The 17164-nt window shown below is 42.1% G+C and carries 12 protein-coding genes and 2 pseudogenes; 8 read left to right on the top strand and 6 right to left on the bottom strand.

Translation table 11 applies throughout. From position 1 onward, the window contains the following. Positions 1-156: glyoxalase superfamily protein (locus tag B3143_RS07610; RefSeq protein WP_286740022.1), on the top strand; the 156-nt coding region annotated here is incomplete at its 5' end. A 120-nt stretch (positions 157-276) separates the two neighbouring features. Beyond that, positions 277-414 (top strand): annotated as a pseudogene (locus B3143_RS07605) (IS256 family transposase); the annotation flags it as partial. A 72-nt stretch (positions 415-486) separates the two neighbouring features. Here the strand turns inward: B3143_RS07605 and B3143_RS07600 are convergent. After that, entirely contained in the window at positions 487-1368 is an 882-nt protein-coding gene (locus B3143_RS07600) for a hypothetical protein (protein ID WP_104426624.1), read from the bottom strand. Positions 1369-1582: 214 nt separating this feature from the next. On the opposite strand from B3143_RS07600, the gene B3143_RS07595 reads away from it, so the two are divergent. Then, positions 1583-1804, top strand: a complete 222-nt coding sequence (locus tag B3143_RS07595; protein WP_005232189.1) for a hypothetical protein — start codon at positions 1583-1585, stop codon at positions 1802-1804. Here the strand turns inward: B3143_RS07595 and B3143_RS07590 are convergent. From B3143_RS07590 to B3143_RS07580, 4 genes and pseudogenes are all read right to left on the bottom strand, one after another. Beyond that, a complete protein-coding gene (locus B3143_RS07590) occupies positions 1797-2996 on the bottom strand; it encodes a tyrosine-type recombinase/integrase (RefSeq protein WP_104426625.1) in 1200 nt (399 codons plus the stop codon). The two genes, B3143_RS07595 and B3143_RS07590, sit on opposite strands and share 8 nt — an antisense overlap. 219 nt (positions 2997-3215) lie before the next feature. Beyond that, positions 3216-3287: pseudogene (locus B3143_RS15245) on the bottom strand (hypothetical protein); the annotation flags it as partial. A 288-nt stretch (positions 3288-3575) separates the two neighbouring features. Beyond that, positions 3576-5633, bottom strand: coding sequence for a bifunctional diguanylate cyclase/phosphodiesterase (locus tag B3143_RS07585; RefSeq protein WP_104426626.1), 2058 nt, complete (start codon positions 5631-5633; stop codon positions 3576-3578). Positions 5634-6060: 427 nt separating this feature from the next. Further along, entirely contained in the window at positions 6061-8250 is a 2190-nt protein-coding gene (locus B3143_RS07580; RefSeq protein ID WP_005232197.1) for a carboxy terminal-processing peptidase, read from the bottom strand. 199 nt (positions 8251-8449) lie between these two features. On the opposite strand from B3143_RS07580, the gene nagZ reads away from it, so the two are divergent. Both nagZ and B3143_RS07570 read left to right on the top strand, forming a co-directional pair. Next, positions 8450-9472 carry a beta-N-acetylhexosaminidase gene (gene nagZ, locus B3143_RS07575; RefSeq protein ID WP_286740021.1) on the top strand — a complete coding sequence of 341 codons (1023 nt, stop codon included), beginning with the start codon at positions 8450-8452 and terminating at the stop codon, positions 9470-9472. Between the two features lie 123 nt (positions 9473-9595). After that, positions 9596-10459: a class I SAM-dependent methyltransferase gene (locus B3143_RS07570; RefSeq protein WP_286740020.1), complete on the top strand. Its 864-nt coding sequence runs from the start codon at positions 9596-9598 to the stop codon at positions 10457-10459. Positions 10460-10489: 30 nt separating this feature from the next. On the opposite strand, the gene B3143_RS07565 is transcribed toward B3143_RS07570, so the two are convergent. Then, positions 10490-11827, bottom strand: a complete 1338-nt coding sequence (locus B3143_RS07565; protein ID WP_004782003.1) for an alpha/beta fold hydrolase — start codon at positions 11825-11827, stop codon at positions 10490-10492. 324 nt (positions 11828-12151) lie between these two features. Here B3143_RS07565 and B3143_RS07560 point away from each other — a divergent pair, with 324 nt between their 5' ends. The 3 genes from B3143_RS07560 to pta form a co-directional block, all read left to right on the top strand. Next, positions 12152-13417 carry a glutamate-5-semialdehyde dehydrogenase gene (locus tag B3143_RS07560; protein ID WP_286740018.1) on the top strand — a complete coding sequence of 422 codons (1266 nt, stop codon included), beginning with the start codon at positions 12152-12154 and terminating at the stop codon, positions 13415-13417. A 406-nt stretch (positions 13418-13823) separates the two neighbouring features. Next, the gene (locus B3143_RS07555) at positions 13824-15047 is read left to right on the top strand and encodes an acetate/propionate family kinase (RefSeq protein WP_286740017.1); all 1224 of its coding nucleotides are present in this window, start codon (positions 13824-13826) and stop codon (positions 15045-15047) included. Positions 15048-15101: 54 nt separating this feature from the next. Continuing rightward, a partial coding sequence (gene pta, locus B3143_RS07550; protein ID WP_286740015.1) for a phosphate acetyltransferase occupies positions 15102-17164 on the top strand: 2063 nt, incomplete at its 3' end.

Here is a 17164-nt window from a genome sequence, read left to right as displayed (position 1 = left end):
CAGCTTTGTGCAACAAAGCCCTGCAAGGAACTAAATCAAAAGAATTATAAGTTTGCCAAGCCAGGCATCCAAGATATGCCTTGGGGCAGCAAGAATATGTCCATCGCCGATCCATTCGGTAACAATATTACTTTCACGAATGCCATCAGTACCTAACATTCGTCCCCAAAAAAAGCACCCCTTCCACTCCATTAGTACGCCACCTGAGTTAGTCGAACTCAGGTTAAATTAAGGCTTACAGGATGAATTCAGAAGGTGTGTTCAGCGGACGCTTACGATGATTCCGTGAAAAAGGTGGTATATTTAGCAATTATGGCAGCAAGCAAAAAATGGACGATGCCTATTCAGAATTGGAAAGCTGCCATGAATCGCTTTAGTATCATGTTTGAAGAGCGTGTAACCAAGTATTTTTAAAACTGTATTTACACAGAATTATTTACACCCTCTTAAGTGGTCTAATTAACAGAACCACATTAAAACCAACTTTTAGAACAAGATTTCTTTCAATATATCGGGCTGAGTTTGGAGCTCATGAATGATGGTTTCAGCAATGTATCCACCACTGTAAGGCATCTTATACCCAAACTTTTCCATCTCTTTAGAAGGATATTTTGCTTTCAGTATCTGATTAAGATTATTAAGTTCGAGCTGTAATTTTTCTATTTTTTTCGCAATTGATGCTGGCTTTCTTCGCACGCCATCAGACTGAGCTTTAGCGTACAACTGCTTACTCTCCTGTTCTAATTCACTGAGCATTTTTTGCTTAAGCACAAGTTCAGACTGAAGCCACTCAATATCGTAAACCTCAAAAGCTTTGACCAGATCATCAAGCACAAAATGAACAGCTTGATTTAGATTCTTCCATTTACCATGACGTGCCACTTGTTCCCTTAAAATACGATATATAATTTCACGTCTTGGGTATAACTGCTTGTCGTAACGAGCTTTGACTGCAATGATTGCCTTTGCACTTTTGGCAAGTGTACTGTTCTGAATAAACTCCACCCCACCAAGCATTTGCACATAAGCAATTAAAATATCTGAATAATGCCTTTGGAAAATTTTGGCAGGCAAGTTATTCACCTCAGGTCTTAATGTATTTATCTGCATTAAAAGCTGTGCAATCTGGAATGGCTTGAAAGGGATTGAAACCACATCCCCCATCATTTCTAAATGAAAAGCTGACTGCTCACTCAATGGAAAATCATTCTGCTGCATTCTTTTTATGATTTTTTCTTTTTGATCAATATATGATTGATTCTCCGTTTCTATTAATTCATTATCCAATTCACACTGATAGTAGTAACAAAAGTTTAACCATATATCCTGCTCAAACTGCTCTAACCTTGATAATTTTTTATCAATCATAATTTATTAAAATACAGATAATTGCATAGCATAATACTACTATATTTCCAGATATGCGTACTGCTCTATTTTAAACATTTTCTAAATTTTATAGTTACCCCATCAATGAACTGATCTAATAGTTTTAACATTATAGGTTGATTTCCAGCCAATATTTAAGGTTAAAAAATTAGTTCTTTTTTCTAATTGCGATAATCACAAAAGGATCAAAGATATGGGCTACTTAACATCTAAAGAAATTCGCCACAAACTCAAAAATTGCTCTGCATCGACTTTATGGCGTTACCAACAACCTAATCAAAAAATGTTCGAGCAACCAATGCCTCAACCTATTAAGAAATGCGCTGGCTCTACTAGCCTTTGGGATGAAGAAACGTTTAACGAATGGCTAATCAAATATTTCAATAACAACCAAATGAGTAATCTGTCTATCTAGACAGATTACTTAATTTTTTCCACCATTTTTTATAAGCCTTCGACATCTCTTTTTGATAATCATAATAGTCATATGTCCCCTGTTCCCCAGGCATCACATGACCAACCATCAGTTCCGCAACATCCCTACTTGTAAACGCACTGAAATTTGTCCTTGCTGTACGCCGCAAATCATGCATAGACCAATGATCCATTTCAATTTTATAATTCTTCCTTGCAAATTGCATGAAGTTATAAGGGGTATCTGTTGGCCCACTACGCCCCATTGGCTCTTTGCCATTTTCATGTGGGAAAATGTATTCAGAATTACTCAAATCCATTGCAGACTGAAGCCACGGTTTGATCTCATCAATAATAGGTCGAACAATGTCACCTTTACTTTCTCCTGTCTTATGATTTTCATACGGTACTGTCCATGTATTTTTACTAAAATCAAAATCTGATTTCCGTGCAAGCCTCAACTCACTATATCGATTACCATAAAACAAACATAACTTGAGAAATAAAACATTCCTTAATGATGTTCTAGACTCATCACAAATTTTAAAAATTAAAGACAACTCATCATCTTGTAATACTCGAACAGTTTTATTTTTCTTAATATTTAAGTCACGCTTTCCAGTGATATGTCTTATGGGATTTCGCTCAATTAATTTTCGATTAATCCCCCAATCCAAACACTGCTTTGTATTCGTAAGAATGCGATCAGTTATCGATGGCGACTGTTTAAATTGCTCTTCTAGTAAATCTAACCACATATGTAATGTAATTTGCTCAGCAGGTATGCTACCTAACTTTGGGAAAACATAAAGTTCAAATGATCTCAAATATTGATCTGCATTTTTTTTGTTTGGAATACTATATTTCGTATGCCACTCACGAAATAACGCTTCAAAAGTTACAGCCTCTGTGATCTTGTGAAGTTCTACTTTTTTATGAATACGTGGGTCATGTCCCTTTTCTAAAATTGCTTTCATTTTCTGCAATTCAATACGAGCTTCTTTAAGGCTCATATTTGGATAGGTTCCCAAGTCTAAACGAGCTTGCTTATCGTTATATCGAAAACGCATCTGGAAAGTGAGCTTTCCTTTTTGAGAAACACGAACGCTCAATCCATCTTGATCAGGCTCCGTATGTATTGCTGAACGTTCACGATCTAGATTCTTCTTAAGCCACGTATCTGTTAAAGGCATTTTACTCCACCTGTGTACATATTTTTTTCAAATAGAAAATTCTAGAAAATATGTACACACATATGTACACAAACATACTGACTAGACTTGAAATCTATTGAACGGGGTTGAAAGACATATCAGACAAAGAATAACAATATTTTTATATTTTTACAGTACTTACAATGGTTTTATTATTATATTTGAAATAGGTTAAATGGGCTTGAAATGGTGTCAAATATTTGGGTGGGAAATAATGGCGAATGTACGTCGCTGAGCGACCTGCGCCGCTAACTCATCTTTAAAACTCATGGAAAATACCTACTGCAGAACCGCAGTGCTCAAGATCAAATACGATCAATATGAAAAAATTGACGATATTGTAGCAGATTTCTAGAGCCAATAAGCAGCCCTATAAACTGGAGAAATCGTAGTTTCCCATTCTCTTTTCCGGTTGAACTGATATTTTTTTGACTCGTTTATTTAGCAGATTGAATTCACTACTCAATCTAAAAATTATAAATCGATAACCACATAAATTTTATAATTTACAATTGATTAGTTTAATAAAAAAAAATTCTAAATAGTGATTTAATGAATTTAAGAAACAAAGGTCCTAGCTTCAAGTTGCTCAACATCCATCGGTTTACCCAGCAGATAGCCCTGCATCTGCTGACAGCCCAAACGGGTCAAAATTTCCGCTTGCTGCACAGTTTCAATTCCTTCAGCCGTTACTTTCAGGCCGAGTTTAATGGCCAGCTGAATAATACTTTCCAGAATCATTTCTTCCTTGGAACCTGCACTCAGACCCTGAATAAATTCCTTGTCAATTTTTAACTCATCGACAGGCAGGTTTTTTAAATACAGAAAGCTGGAATGCCCAGTACCAAAATCATCAATCGCTAGCTGGATGCCCATTTGACGCAACTGCTGCAAAGCCCGGATACTCGAATCAATATGATGCATGGCAGTCGATTCAGTAATCTCAATCATCAAATGTTGAGGATCAATTTTATATTGATTCAGAAGTTGCTCCAGCGTACTGATCAGATGCTTATGCTCAAACTGAATTGCAGATAAATTGACTCCGATCGGGAAAAAATCAGCATGATCAGCTTCCCAAAGCTGAATCTGTTTACAGGCCTGCTCCAAAGCCCAGTAGCCCATCGGAATAATCAGACCGGTTTTTTCTGCTCCGGGAATAAACATGTTCGGACCCAACAAACCATGCAATGGGTGCTTCCAGCGGATTAGCGCTTCTACACCACAGATCTGCTCATCATGGGTAAATTTTGGCTGATAAACCAAGATAAATTGCTGCTCTTCTACTGCTTTATACAGATCATTGATCAGTTTGCTCTGGCTTTTGCTTTCATGCTGATCGGTCGAGAAATTAAAAACAGAATAGGTATTCCGTCCCTGATACTTGGAAGTCAACATGGCAGCATCTGCATTGATCAGCAGATCCTGCAGATTCTGACCATGCTTCGGATACATGGTGATCCCGATACTGCCCGAGATATTAATGGTCTTGCCACTGATCTGGAAACTTTCCTGAATCAGTTCCAGAATCTTTTCTGATATTTTCGAGGCCTGTTCTACTGAAGTATTTTCTAGCACCAGCAGAAATTCATCACCACCGATGCACAGCAGTTTGGAATCATCTCCCAGAATTTGATGAATACGATAAGCCAGCTGAATCAGTAGCTGGTCTCCAACGTGATGGCCAAATACATCATTCACGGCTTTAAAGCGATCTAGGTCAATGTATAGAAAAGCGATTTCATGCTGGGCATCTTGCTGCCGGTCAGAAAATAGCAATTGTGCATATTTGACCAGATATAATCGGTTTGGCAGTTTGGTGAGATTATCCTGAATCGCCTGATTCGCCAGCTCTTTATTGGCCAGCATCAGCTGACGGTTACGTGATTCAAAGCGTAACTCCAGCATGGCTACACCAAATGCAGTCACCAGTACCAGACAACTAATCAGGATGACTGAAAATAACAAGTCATAATGGGAATGACTGATCTGGCTCAATGGATGGGCATCTTCATAAAAACTGAGTGCCGCCATACCCGTATAATGCATCCCGACAATGGTCAACGTAAGCATACTCGCGACCACGAGCTTCATCCGGATCGTACTTTGTACTGCCTGTCGATATTTGAATGCCACCCAGAAGCTGAGTCCCGCTCCACTCGTTGCAATCAGGATCGAACAGATCATTAATAAAGGGTGATAGGTAGTCACATGATTTTTAACATTCAGGCCCAGCATCCCCACATAGTACATTCCTGACATGCCTAGCCCCATCAGAACAGCACCTAGAATCAGACGGGCACAAGGCAAGGTTTTACGGGTGGTGAGCCAGATGGCAAAGGTTGCTCCTACAAACCCAATCATATAAGAACTTAAGGTGAGTGCAGTATCGATATCATAAGCATCAGGAAAATGAGCTGCCGTCATGCCGACATAATGCATTCCCCAGATCGCCAGTCCCAGCAAGCCACCGCTAAACAGTAAAATAAGGGTTTTCAACCTTAGCGACACATTACGAAATAGAATCTGCTCAAGCGTAAGCGTCAAATAGCAGGCAATAAATGCCACAGCCATCGATCCAATAAGCAGACTGACATCATGATGAGCATGAATCATATAAAATGTTCCATCTGGGCGATCATTTTTATTTTATTGCGCAGCTGTATTCGCACGATTCCCCGCTAAATTTACGCCCTATAAAAAATAAAATACTCTTTTCAGAGTTCATCCCGGCTGCTTCAAACTTGAAGCTATATACAAAATTTATTGCAATATTTTTATCTCTTCAGTAGCTGGAGTGGAGTTTAAAATTGCCCTGAATCGATAAAATAAAAAATTCAGCTTATATATTAGAAGTCTTTGAGATTTTATCAATTGATTAACTTTAATATTCCAGCTTTTTTATTCGACATAAATCACAAATTTTTCTTTTTTATTTAGTTACATAGCACTTTATATTTAATTGATATTGCATTTTATTTGCACAAAAAAACAGCCTATCGAGATAGGCTGTTTTTAGAAATCATATTATTTTATGTGAAAGTTACTGTTTAGACTGTGCTTGAGCATAGTCAGCCAAGACATGCGCGGCTTCCAGTACAAAAGCTTCTTCTTCCGGTAATGCTGGACGCTCTTTGGCTTTCATTTTTGCTCGAGCTTCAACCATGGCATCCAGAGAAGCCTGATAACTTTCCCAGTTCGGATAAGGTTTCAGGCCGGTTGCAGCACGGCGGGCATTTTCAGCTTCTAAAGCTTTACGCTCGATATCCAGCAACTCAGCTTTACGCTGTTCCAGATCCAGAACTACACGTTTTTGGTCTTCGACTTTTTTCATGGCCGCTGTACGCTGTTCCAGATACTTGAATTGAGGGTTCTGAGCGACACGCTGTTGAGATAACTTGGCCAGTTCCGGTACATATTTCTGTACCACACCTTCACGTTTAAATGGTGCAGTTGGAATCGTATCCCACTCTAGGGCATTTTTAGCCTTACGTTCACCAAATTCTTCGTTATAGATATCGACCAGTTTGATATCCGGAATCACGCCCTTATTTTGGGTACTACCACCGGTCACACGGTAGAATTTACGCTGAGTCAGCGTTGCTTGACCATGCGCCAAGCTATCCAGCTGAACCTGTGCAGTTCCTTTACCTGTTGTGGTACTACCAATCACGATGCCGCGTTCATAATCCTGAATTGCTGCTGAATAAATTTCACTTGCAGATGCAGAAGCCAGGTTCACCATTACTGCCAATGGGCCAGCATAGGTTTGTGCGCCGCCATCATCATCTTCAAAGACGCTGACATTACCGTTACCATCACGAATCTGAACTACAGGACCCGATTTGATGACCTGTCCCAGCATGCGTGCCACTTCTTCAAGTGAACCACCCGGGTTATTGCGTAAGTCCACAATAATACCGGCAACATTCTTCGCAGCCAGTTCTTTCAAAGCTTTATTGGTATCTTCTGATACTGAACGATAGTCGGTACCCGCACGACGGGCACGATAGTTCAGATAGAAAGATGGAATTTCAATCACACCGTACTGATATTTTTTACCATCACGCTGGATTTCAACGGTACGGGTTCTAACCCCGGCATCTTCTTCCTGAATCACATCACGTACAAGACTGACATTACGCGCCTGTCCCATGGTCGCACCCGGGCCTAATAACTTCAGCGTTACTTTGGTGCCGCGCTTACCACGAATCAGGCCAACAATTTCATTGCTCGGCCAGCCGATTACATCGACCATCTGTTCGCCGTCTTGAGCAACGCCAACAATACGGTCACCTGATTTTACCTGTCCTGATTTGCTGGCAGGCCCACCTTCTACAATGGTTTCAATCTTGGTGTAATCTTCATTACCACGTTCCGGACGAATCGACACCCCAATCCCTTCCAGCTGCAATGTAGTCTGACGGTTCAGCTCCATCGCATCTACAGGCGGGAAATAATTACTGTGCGGATCATAAGTCAGCATCATCGCGTTGAGGGTTTTGTCCAGTACATCATCGCTCTTGATCCGGCTAAGACGTTCTAACTGACGGGTATAACGCTTAGTCAGAGTTTGAGCAGGTGTTAAATCTTCCGGCCCAGTCAGATCCTGGCCATTTGCCAGTTCTGGATTGGCTTTGAGTGCATTCTGCTTAGCTTGCTCTTCTTCCTTACTGATCGTCAGGTTAATCAGCTGAGAAAGCAGCATTTTTGACCAGTGAGCACGTTGTTCAGCCTGAGTTTTAAAGAATGGCGCTTTTTCGCGATCCGTTTCGATATATACATTCTTCTGATTCAGGTTTTGCGGTTTTTTCAGTTCTTCCAGCATAAAGGTATAGAACTGGGCTAAACGCTCACGATACTGTGCATGAATTTCATAAGGGCCAGACAAATTACCAGCTTTCAGATTGGCACCGAAAGTAGCGCCATAGCGTTTTTTATAATCTTCTATTTCAGATGCCAGAAAAAGACTGTGATCTGCATCCAGACTGTCAATATAAAAATCAAAGATACGCTGTGAAGTCTGAGCATCCAGACGCATATTCAAATAATGTTGGCGATCAACGAGAGTTGCCAGTTGTCGGGATACCAATGCCTGTTCTTGAGAAGGTTGAAGCACTGCTTTGCTGACTACTTCTTTACCATCAGCTGCAATTGCATCATTCACCACATGGGTAAAAAATAATCCGCCTGTCGCAATCGCAACTGCACAAGCTATTGTTTGAAATTTCATAAATAATTCGTACTTCCTTGGCCTCAAGACCAATTTGACCGTGTTGCTTTTCGAGCAGAACTTAAAGTATTCAGCATCTTAAACAACTTAATATGTTTATGTCGTGTAGTTTTATCATATTCTGTGCTGACAAAGTGTAGCAAATCATTGCAGAATTCAGGTATTGTTTTCCCCGAAAATTCTAAAATGGATTCCGCATATGATTGGCGCATTGATGCTCGACATCGCAGGCACTACCCTTACTCAAGAAGATATTGAACTCTTGGGTGCACCACAAGTCGGTGGTGTGATTTTATTCGGTCGCAATATTGAATCTCCTGCCCAAGTCCGTGCCTTGACTGATCATATGCGCCAGGTTCGTCCAGATATTCTGATTGCAGTGGATCAGGAAGGTGGCCGTGTACAGCGCCTGAAACAGGGCTTTACCCTGCTGCCTGCTACGGGTAAATTTGGTGAGCTTTACCAGACTGATCGTGAAAAAGCACTGGAACTGGCCGAGAAATGTGGCTGGTTAATGGCCACCGAAGTACTGGCTGTCGGAATTGACTTTAGTTTTGCGCCTGTGCTGGATCTGAATTATATTAGTGATGTGATTGGCGACCGTAGCTTTGCTAAAAATATTCAGGATATTATTCCACTGGCTGGTGCTTTCCTGAAAGGTATGAAACGTGCTGGTATGGCTTCGACTGGCAAACATTTCCCGGGACATGGTTCGGTTAAGGCCGATTCGCATGTGGCCGCTGCCATTGATATGCGCAGCTATGAAGAAATCCAGCAAAAGGATATGCAGACTTTTATCCAGTTACAATCACAACTCGATGCGCTTATGCCTGCCCATGTTATCTATAGTCAGGTTGATCCAAATCCAGCCGGTTTCTCAGAATTCTGGATTCAGAAAGTGTTACGTCAAGAACTTGGCTTCGACGGCGTACTGTTCTCGGATGATTTAAGCATGCAGGCTGCCTGTGTGGCTGGCGGTGCTGATGCCCGGATTCAGGCGGCATTAAAAGCAGGTTGTGATATGGGATTGGTCTGTAATGATCGCGCAGCACAGTGTATTGCACTTGAGGGCATTCAGGATCTGCTATTGCCCAATCAGCACCGCCTGGAACGCATGCGCGGAAAAATTCCAGAGATTCAGATCGGCACTGAACTGAATCTTGGAGATGAGTGGTGCCAGATCCGCGATGAAATTAGCCAGTTTAAAGATCAGGTTCTCTAGTTCTTAAATGATCTGAATGCGACAAAGGAACACGACAAGGTGTTCCTTTTTTATTATCATGTTGAAAAGACTGCTATATTGATGAGCAGCATTGAATTAAAACAACAATAAGGTCAGGACGACATGACAGAATCTCTTTCACAACATCGCCATATTTCTTTCACTGCACACTATACTGGCTATATCTGGTACAAAATGGGGATTTCACATCCGGTATTTGCTACCTCTAAAGGTAAATTCCTTGCCAAACTGGTTCATCCACTGGAGTCATGGGCTGAACGTCATGTAGGCGGCAGTATGCGCACCACCCTGAAACAGCGTCATCAAATGATTGACGAACACCTAGGTCAGTTAATTAGTGAATATCCTCAATTACAGGTACTAGAAATTGCCAGTGGCTTATCCCCACGCAGCTGGAATTTTAGACAGAAATTTCCCGAGATTAATTATCGGGAGCTGGATCTTCCCGATATGGCCAGAATCAAAACCAATGCTTTGCAGCAGATTGATCAGGATGCCCCGGAAGTATTGAGCGCCGATATTTTCAGTGCAGAACTGGCGAATATTTTTAAAGTCTTTGACCCGCAGCAACCTCTCGTTATTATTAGTGAAGGCCTGATCAATTACTTTGATCAAAAAATGCTGTTTACTTTACTCAAAGGCATTACCGAATATGGTCAAGACTTTAGTGAAGTGCATTATCTCAGTGATATTTATCCTGAACCGGTCAAAAATAAACTGGCGAGCTTTATCTGGGCCTGCAGCCGTCTGCTGAAATTCATGTCACGCAGTGCGTTTACCTTTCATTTTAAATCACCTCAAGAACTACAGCAGTTTTTTCAGCAAGCTGGGTTTATGCAGGTGGAGGTCGAACAACCAAAACGTTATTTTGCAGAACCTCGACAGCAGAATCCTCATTATGAACAGGATGAACATCTAGGCGATTTGGTCTGGATGATTCATGCAGTGAAAAAAAACAGCGTTTAATTACGCTGTTTTTTTTATAAATTCTATTGTTTAGATGACTGCATCGAATACTTCAGCCTGTTGAAGGGCTTTCTCTTTCTGGACAAAGCGTAGTAAACGCTCTGCCACATCAAAACTGCCATGCTTGAACAAAGCACGTAACTGAGTATCATCATGTTCGAAGATCAAACATTCGATCTTGAATTCGCCTTCTTCATCTTCCAGATGCAAAGCCAGATCACGTGGATATGCGGCTGCCTGATCGGTTAATCCAGGTTCCAATTCCAGCAATACCCCAAAGAAATTCATATCAACAATTTCTGCCTTGAGTACCAGATCAGAATGACGATGACTTAAATAACGCTGTGGATCCTGAACCGTAATCCGCTCTTCCCCACGTCGTTCGATCTGCTGCATCTGTTCACGGGTGAACGGGATAATACCTTCGAGCTGATCAACCGGTTCATCACGCAAGAAAGTTGCAAACAAATGCATGGTTTCTTTACGGCGCTGTAACTGAGGCACATGATCTGCAGAAGCAATCTGCACATACTGCATGTTTGGACATTGCAGGGCAAAATTGGCATTCTCATGTGGCAAGGTAAAGCTGTCATATTGCCCACAAGCCACCAAAACTTTGCATTGAGGAATCGGTACATTGGTCAGTCTTAAAAGACGGTTACAGTTGATATCATAGCGGTCCTGTTCTGTCGCTGTAAATTCTGACATCTGCTTAAAAAACAACCGTTTTGCTGTTGGCGACATACGGGTTTCTTTTAAACGTGCATGATTGACCAGATACAGAATCACCGCTTGGCCGAATTCATCCATGCGCTGTTCTTTCATTAAATGCAGAGATTCTTCCAGCAGCATGCGCCAGCTTTTACGGGTCTTTTGCATCACACCCATTAAAATCATACGGTCTACCAGTTCAGGGCGCTGATCCGCCAGACAGGAAGCCACCACTGAACCCAGAGACATTCCCAGAATAGCCACCTTAGGCAATTGCATCTGCTCCAGCCATTGGCCTAGCATCGCGGCCAGATCTTCGAGTTCAAGTGTTCCTGCAGATAAGCCGGTATCAACGTTAGTAATTTGCTGGTTGGCCCCCATGGAAGGTAAATCAATTAAAATAATAGGTCCCGCATCAAATAACTGTTCTACACAATATTTGTAAGAATTAAAGTTCTGAAAAGCTCCCCCAATAATCACCATTGGGCGCATATGCAAAGTATCAGGACGCGCAATGGCCATATACTCGATTTTCCAGCCATCGATCCATGTCGTACGTGCTGGTTGCTTGAAACTGTGCTTATCATAAAGATCAAAAAAACCATAATGGCTATGTTGGTCCAATGCCTGGGCATCCATCTGGATAATGGAATTCATATTCCTTTCCTCCGTCCTTGCCTTATTTTTATTGTGCAAGTCATTATTTACAGATCTTATGCTTCAGGATTATTCCGATTATCCTGAACACGCATCCGGCGCTGTAGTAATTATATCAATGACATCTATGTCGCTACATTTCATTCTATACAGAGCGGCTTTTCACAAGCAACTGATTCGACAACCACTTATCTGCTTTTAAAGATAAAACAATTTCAAAATGTTTAGAAACAGTGAAAAGCTTATGATTTTTAAGTGATGGGCTTCATTGTCCGGCATCAGACTGTTAATATCAAAGTGAAATTTCTAAGTGATTGAACCGCTATGCAAGAGTCTATTGAACAATACATGCAAACGGTAGGACAGCAGGCACGCCAGGCTTCTCGCATTTTGGCTCGTGCGTCTACCCAAACTAAAAACAGCGCATTGTCAGCAATTTATACCGCTTTAGAAAACAGTCAGGCCGCTATTCTGGCTGCCAACCAGATTGATATGAATAAAGCTCACCAGAACAATCTGGACAGTGCCCTGCTTGATCGCTTAGAACTCAACCCCGCACGCTTTAAAGGTATGTTACAGGGCCTGAAAGATGTAATCAGCCTGAAAGATCCAATTGGTGAAATCACCGATATGGCTTACCGTCCTACAGGCATTCAGCTTGGCAAGATGCGTGTACCTTTAGGCGTAGTGGGCATGATTTATGAATCGCGTCCCAATGTAACTCTGGAAGCTGCTTCACTGGCATTGAAATCCGGAAATGCGATTATTCTGCGTGGCGGTTCAGAAGCTCTGGAATCTAACCAGGCCATTGCGACTGCCATCCGGCATGGCTTAAAAGTGGCAGGTCTATCTGAAGCGTCAGTTCAGGTGATTAATACGACTGATCGTGCTGCAGTTGGCCAGCTGATTACCCTGACTGAATTTGTTGATGTGATCGTACCACGTGGTGGCAAAGGTTTAATTGAACGCATTACTGAAGAAGCACGTGTGCCTGTAATCAAACATCTGGACGGGAATTGTCATGTTTATGTTGAAGCACAGGCTGATCTGCTCAAAGCCCTGCCCATTGCTTTAAATGCCAAAACCCATCGTTATGGCGTATGTAATGCCATGGAAACTTTGCTGATTGATGAGAAAGTTGCAGAAGACTTCCTGCCTCGAATTGCTGAGCTGTATCAGGAAAAACAGGTGGAACTTCGTGGTTGTCGTGAAACCCAGCGTATCTTGGGCAATCAGGTAGTCGCAGCAACAGAGGAAGACTGGTACACCGAGTATCTAGGCCCGATTCTGGCAGTTAAAATCGTATCGGGTGTTGAGGAAGCTATTGAACATATCAATAAATATGGCTCGCATCATACCGATTCAATTATTACGGAAAATTACAGCATCGCTCGCGAATTTTTAGCTGGTGTAGATTCGAGTTCAGTCATGATCAATGCTTCTACCCGTTTTGCTGATGGTTTTGAATATGGTTTGGGTGCGGAAATCGGCATTTCGACAGATAAGATTCATGCCCGCGGCCCGGTTGGTCTGGAAGGTTTGACTTCCCAGAAATGGGTAGTCTTCGGTGATGGTCAGATTCGCCAGTAAATAGATAATAAAATCAGTCTTGTTCGCAAGGCTGATTTTTTATGCATGGGATGAATAAAAGACATGTTCAAGTAAATATGCAACCTTTATAAAATTGCATATAATTTCTTCATATCCATACCTAAAAGATAGAATAAATAAACATTATTTTTAAGAAATATAAGCTACAGTTTGATAGATCATTTTTTAACAGTATTTTATTTATAAATGAAAACTATGAACTGATAAATTTTAATTATTATTGTCGCTATGGTCGATAATGCTTAAGTCTAATCGGCTAAAGTCTATCTAGGACAGTAAAAAAACCCATGTTAAAACATGATCACAGACCTATCTTGTGTCGCTTTTGCCAGCAGACAGGTCAACGAAATGGATGAGAATTTTAATTAGAATCGGGTAAACAATCGTGTCTAAATCAGTATTAGTTATTAATTGTGGCTCTTCTTCAATCAAGTTTGCCCTATTGCTTGAAGAACAGAATTTCCGTATTCACGGCTTAGCTGAGAACTTAGGCACAGAAAATGCCCGTATTAAAGGTGTGACTGTCGGTAATGAACCCGTCGATATTCATATTCCTTTTGCAGATCATAAGAAAGCGCTAGAAGTAGGTTTAGAGCGTCTAGCAAATTACAAGCCGGATGCCATTGGTCACCGTGTGGTACATGGCGGCAGCCTGACCAAGGCAGAACTGATTACTGACGAGATTATTGAAAAAATTCGCGAAGCAACTCCACTTGCGCCTTTACACAATCCGGCTCACCTGATCGGAATCGAAGCGACTAAACGTTTATTCCCAGATTTGCCACAAGTCGCAGTATTCGACACAGCTTTCCATCAAACCATGCCGGCACATGCTTACCGTTATGCCCTGCCTAAATTCCTTTATACCGAATATGGCGTACGTCGTTATGGTTTCCATGGTACCAGCCATGCTTATGTATCAGATCGCGGTTCTGAACTTGCGGGCAGCTTCAAACAAGGTGGCTGGTTAACAGCGCATCTCGGTAATGGTAGTTCGACCTGTGCCGTATGGAATGGCCAAAGTGTAGATACCTCAATGGGTCTGACGCCACTTGAAGGTGTGGTGATGGGGACCCGTAGTGGTGATGTCGATCCAAGTTTGCATAGCTTCCTGGCTGCAAACTTAGGCTGGGATGTATATAAAATTGACAAGATGCTCAATAAAGAAAGTGGCTTGCTTGGTTTATCTGACAATCTGTCTAATGACATGCGTACTCTGATTGAAGCCTCAGAACAAGGCAATGAAGATGCGACTCTTGCGATTGAAGTATTCTGCTACCGTCTGGCGAAATCTTTAGCTGCTTTAAGCTGTGGTCTGCCACGTATTGATGGTCTGTTCTTTACCGGTGGTATTGGTGAAAACTCGGCGTATATTCGTGAAAAAACCATGGCTTATTTACCACATTTCGGTTTCAACCTGGATAAAGACGCTAATAGCAGTTTGAAGCGCGGCACTGAAGGCCGGATCGATAACGGTACAGGCCCACAAATCTGGGTAGTTCCGACTGATGAAGAAGGCCGAATCGCGAAAGAAACTCATTATGTGGTAGAGCATGAAGTGGAGCAAGCTACTGCAAAAAAGTCTGAACCTGAAGCTGCGCTTGCATAAGCAAGCCCGGTTCCCTTTTACCTAATTTCTATTATTGCGCGACTGATATTACTTATGAAAACGATTTTATTGGTGCCGACCGGGGAAGGCGTCGGCTTAACTTCAGCCTGTTTAGGTTTGGTATATGCTTTAGAATGCCAAGGGGTAAAAGCAGGTTTTGTGAAACCTTTTTCACAGGAAAAAAGCCAGGAAACAGATCGTACTACAGCACTCTATCGTCATTTATCCCAAAGTGAAACCGTTGAACCGATTGCTTATGAAAGCCTGATTCAACGCTTTAATCTTGGTGAAACAGATGAATTGCTTGAAGATGCAGTACGCCTACATCGTGAGATTGCCAAAAATCACGACCTGATTATTGTTGAAGGTTTGGTACCAAATAGCCGCGATACCTTTGCGCCAAGCTTTAATGCAGCCTTGGCGCAGGCACTAGATGCCAAAGTCATCATTGTCAGCAATGCTGATATCAACCAGCCTGAAGTGGCAGCTGAAAAAGTTGAAAGCCAATTACGTTATTTAGGTGGGTCCTCTTCTACCCGTATGGCTGGCGTATTATTTATGCGCACCAAGGGCTTACCAGAAGATTCTGCACAAATCCCGGTGACCATTGATCCTGGATTACGCCTGATTAGTGATACCAATAAATTTATAGCAGCTATTCAAAAAACCCATGCCCATATTGGTTCTGAAAAGCTTCCAGTCATTGGTCTGGTTCCATTCAGCAATACTTTAAGCGTGCCACGTATTTCTGACCTAGCAGCACATATTTCAGCAGACTGGGTCAATCTGGGTGAAGCAAAGCAGCGCCGTGTTTTACACAGCAGTTTAATTGCGTCCAATATTGAGCATGAATTACATAAATTTGTGGCTGGCGAGCTGATTATCAGTGCATCAGACCGTATTGATGTCTTGCTTGCAAGTAGCCTGGCGAGCAGCAATGGCATTCCATTGGCAGGACTGGTGCTGACTGAACATTATGAGCCAAATTCGACTGTATTGGAGTTCTGCCAGACAGCAATCAAACATGGTCTGCCTATTTTGCATACGCCACTCAGCACTTTTGAAACTGCCCAAAGTCTGGCCAATTTGAGCAATGAAATTCCATGTGATGATACTGAACGCGCTGAACAGGTCACTCGTTTTGTATCCAGTCACTTAAATGAAGAATGGATCGCACAGCTAATCAATGGTTCTTATAAGCCACGTCTGTCTCCTTCTGCATTCCGTCATGAATTGGTACAAAAATCGATTGCAGCGAAAAAACGTATTGTGCTTCCGGAAGGTGATGAGCCGCGTACCATTCAGGCAGCTGCAATCTGTCAATCTCGCGGGATTGTGCACTGTATCTTGTTGGCAAAACCGGAAGAAGTGGTTGAAGTTGCCAAAGCACGTAATATTGACTTACCGCACGATCTTGAAATTATTGATCCCGACCTGATTCGCGAGAATTATGTCGAAAAAATGGTTGAACTACGTAAAGGCAAAATCAACGAATTGCAGGCACGTGAACAGCTACAGGATACTGTCGTACTCGGTACTATGATGCTGGCACTTGATCAGGTGGATGGTCTGGTTTCTGGTGCAGTACATACCACAGCAAATACCGTTCGTCCTGCTTTCCAGTTGATCAAGACAGCACCTGAATATTCATTAGTCTCTTCTGTATTCTTTATGCTGCTGCCAGATGAAGTTTATGTCTATGGTGACTGTGCGATTAATCCAGATCCGGATGCCGAACAACTGGCTGAAATTGCAATTCAGTCTGCTGATTCTGCAAAAGCCTTTGGCATTGATCCACGTATTGCTATGATTTCTTACTCTACCGGTACTTCGGGTACAGGTGCAGACGTAGAAAAAGTGGCGAAAGCGACTGAGATTGCCAAACAGCGTCGTCCTGATCTGTTGATTGATGGTCCACTGCAATACGATGCCGCTTCAGTTGAAAGTGTGGGCCGTCAGAAAGCACCTGACTCACAAGTGGCTGGTCGTGCCAATGTGTTTATCTTCCCTGACCTAAATACCGGTAACACCACTTATAAAGCAGTACAACGTGCGGCAAATGTCGTAAGTGTCGGTCCGATGCTACAGGGCTTGAACAAGCCGGTGAATGACCTGTC

This window comes from Acinetobacter sp. UBA1496 (assembly GCF_002324975.1).
Classification (GTDB): Bacteria; Pseudomonadota; Gammaproteobacteria; order Pseudomonadales; family Moraxellaceae; genus Acinetobacter; species Acinetobacter variabilis.
The sequence above is the reverse complement of the archived record's forward strand: the minus strand, read 5'-3'. Positions and strand labels throughout refer to the sequence as shown.

Coding starts and splice junctions, on each gene's coding strand:
- B3143_RS07600 (WP_104426624.1), bottom strand. CDS start 1,368: ATGATTGATAAAAAATTATCAAGGTTAGAGCAGTTTGAGCAGGATATA.
- B3143_RS07595 (WP_005232189.1), top strand. CDS start 1,583: ATGGGCTACTTAACATCTAAAGAAATTCGCCACAAACTCAAAAATTGC.
- B3143_RS07590 (WP_104426625.1), bottom strand. CDS start 2,996: ATGCCTTTAACAGATACGTGGCTTAAGAAGAATCTAGATCGTGAACGT.
- B3143_RS07585 (WP_104426626.1), bottom strand. CDS start 5,633: ATGATTCATGCTCATCATGATGTCAGTCTGCTTATTGGATCGATGGCT.
- B3143_RS07580 (WP_005232197.1), bottom strand. CDS start 8,250: ATGAAATTTCAAACAATAGCTTGTGCAGTTGCGATTGCGACAGGCGGA.
- nagZ (WP_286740021.1), top strand. CDS start 8,450: ATGATTGGCGCATTGATGCTCGACATCGCAGGCACTACCCTTACTCAA.
- B3143_RS07570 (WP_286740020.1), top strand. CDS start 9,596: ATGACAGAATCTCTTTCACAACATCGCCATATTTCTTTCACTGCACAC.
- B3143_RS07565 (WP_004782003.1), bottom strand. CDS start 11,827: ATGAATTCCATTATCCAGATGGATGCCCAGGCATTGGACCAACATAGC.
- B3143_RS07560 (WP_286740018.1), top strand. CDS start 12,152: ATGCAAGAGTCTATTGAACAATACATGCAAACGGTAGGACAGCAGGCA.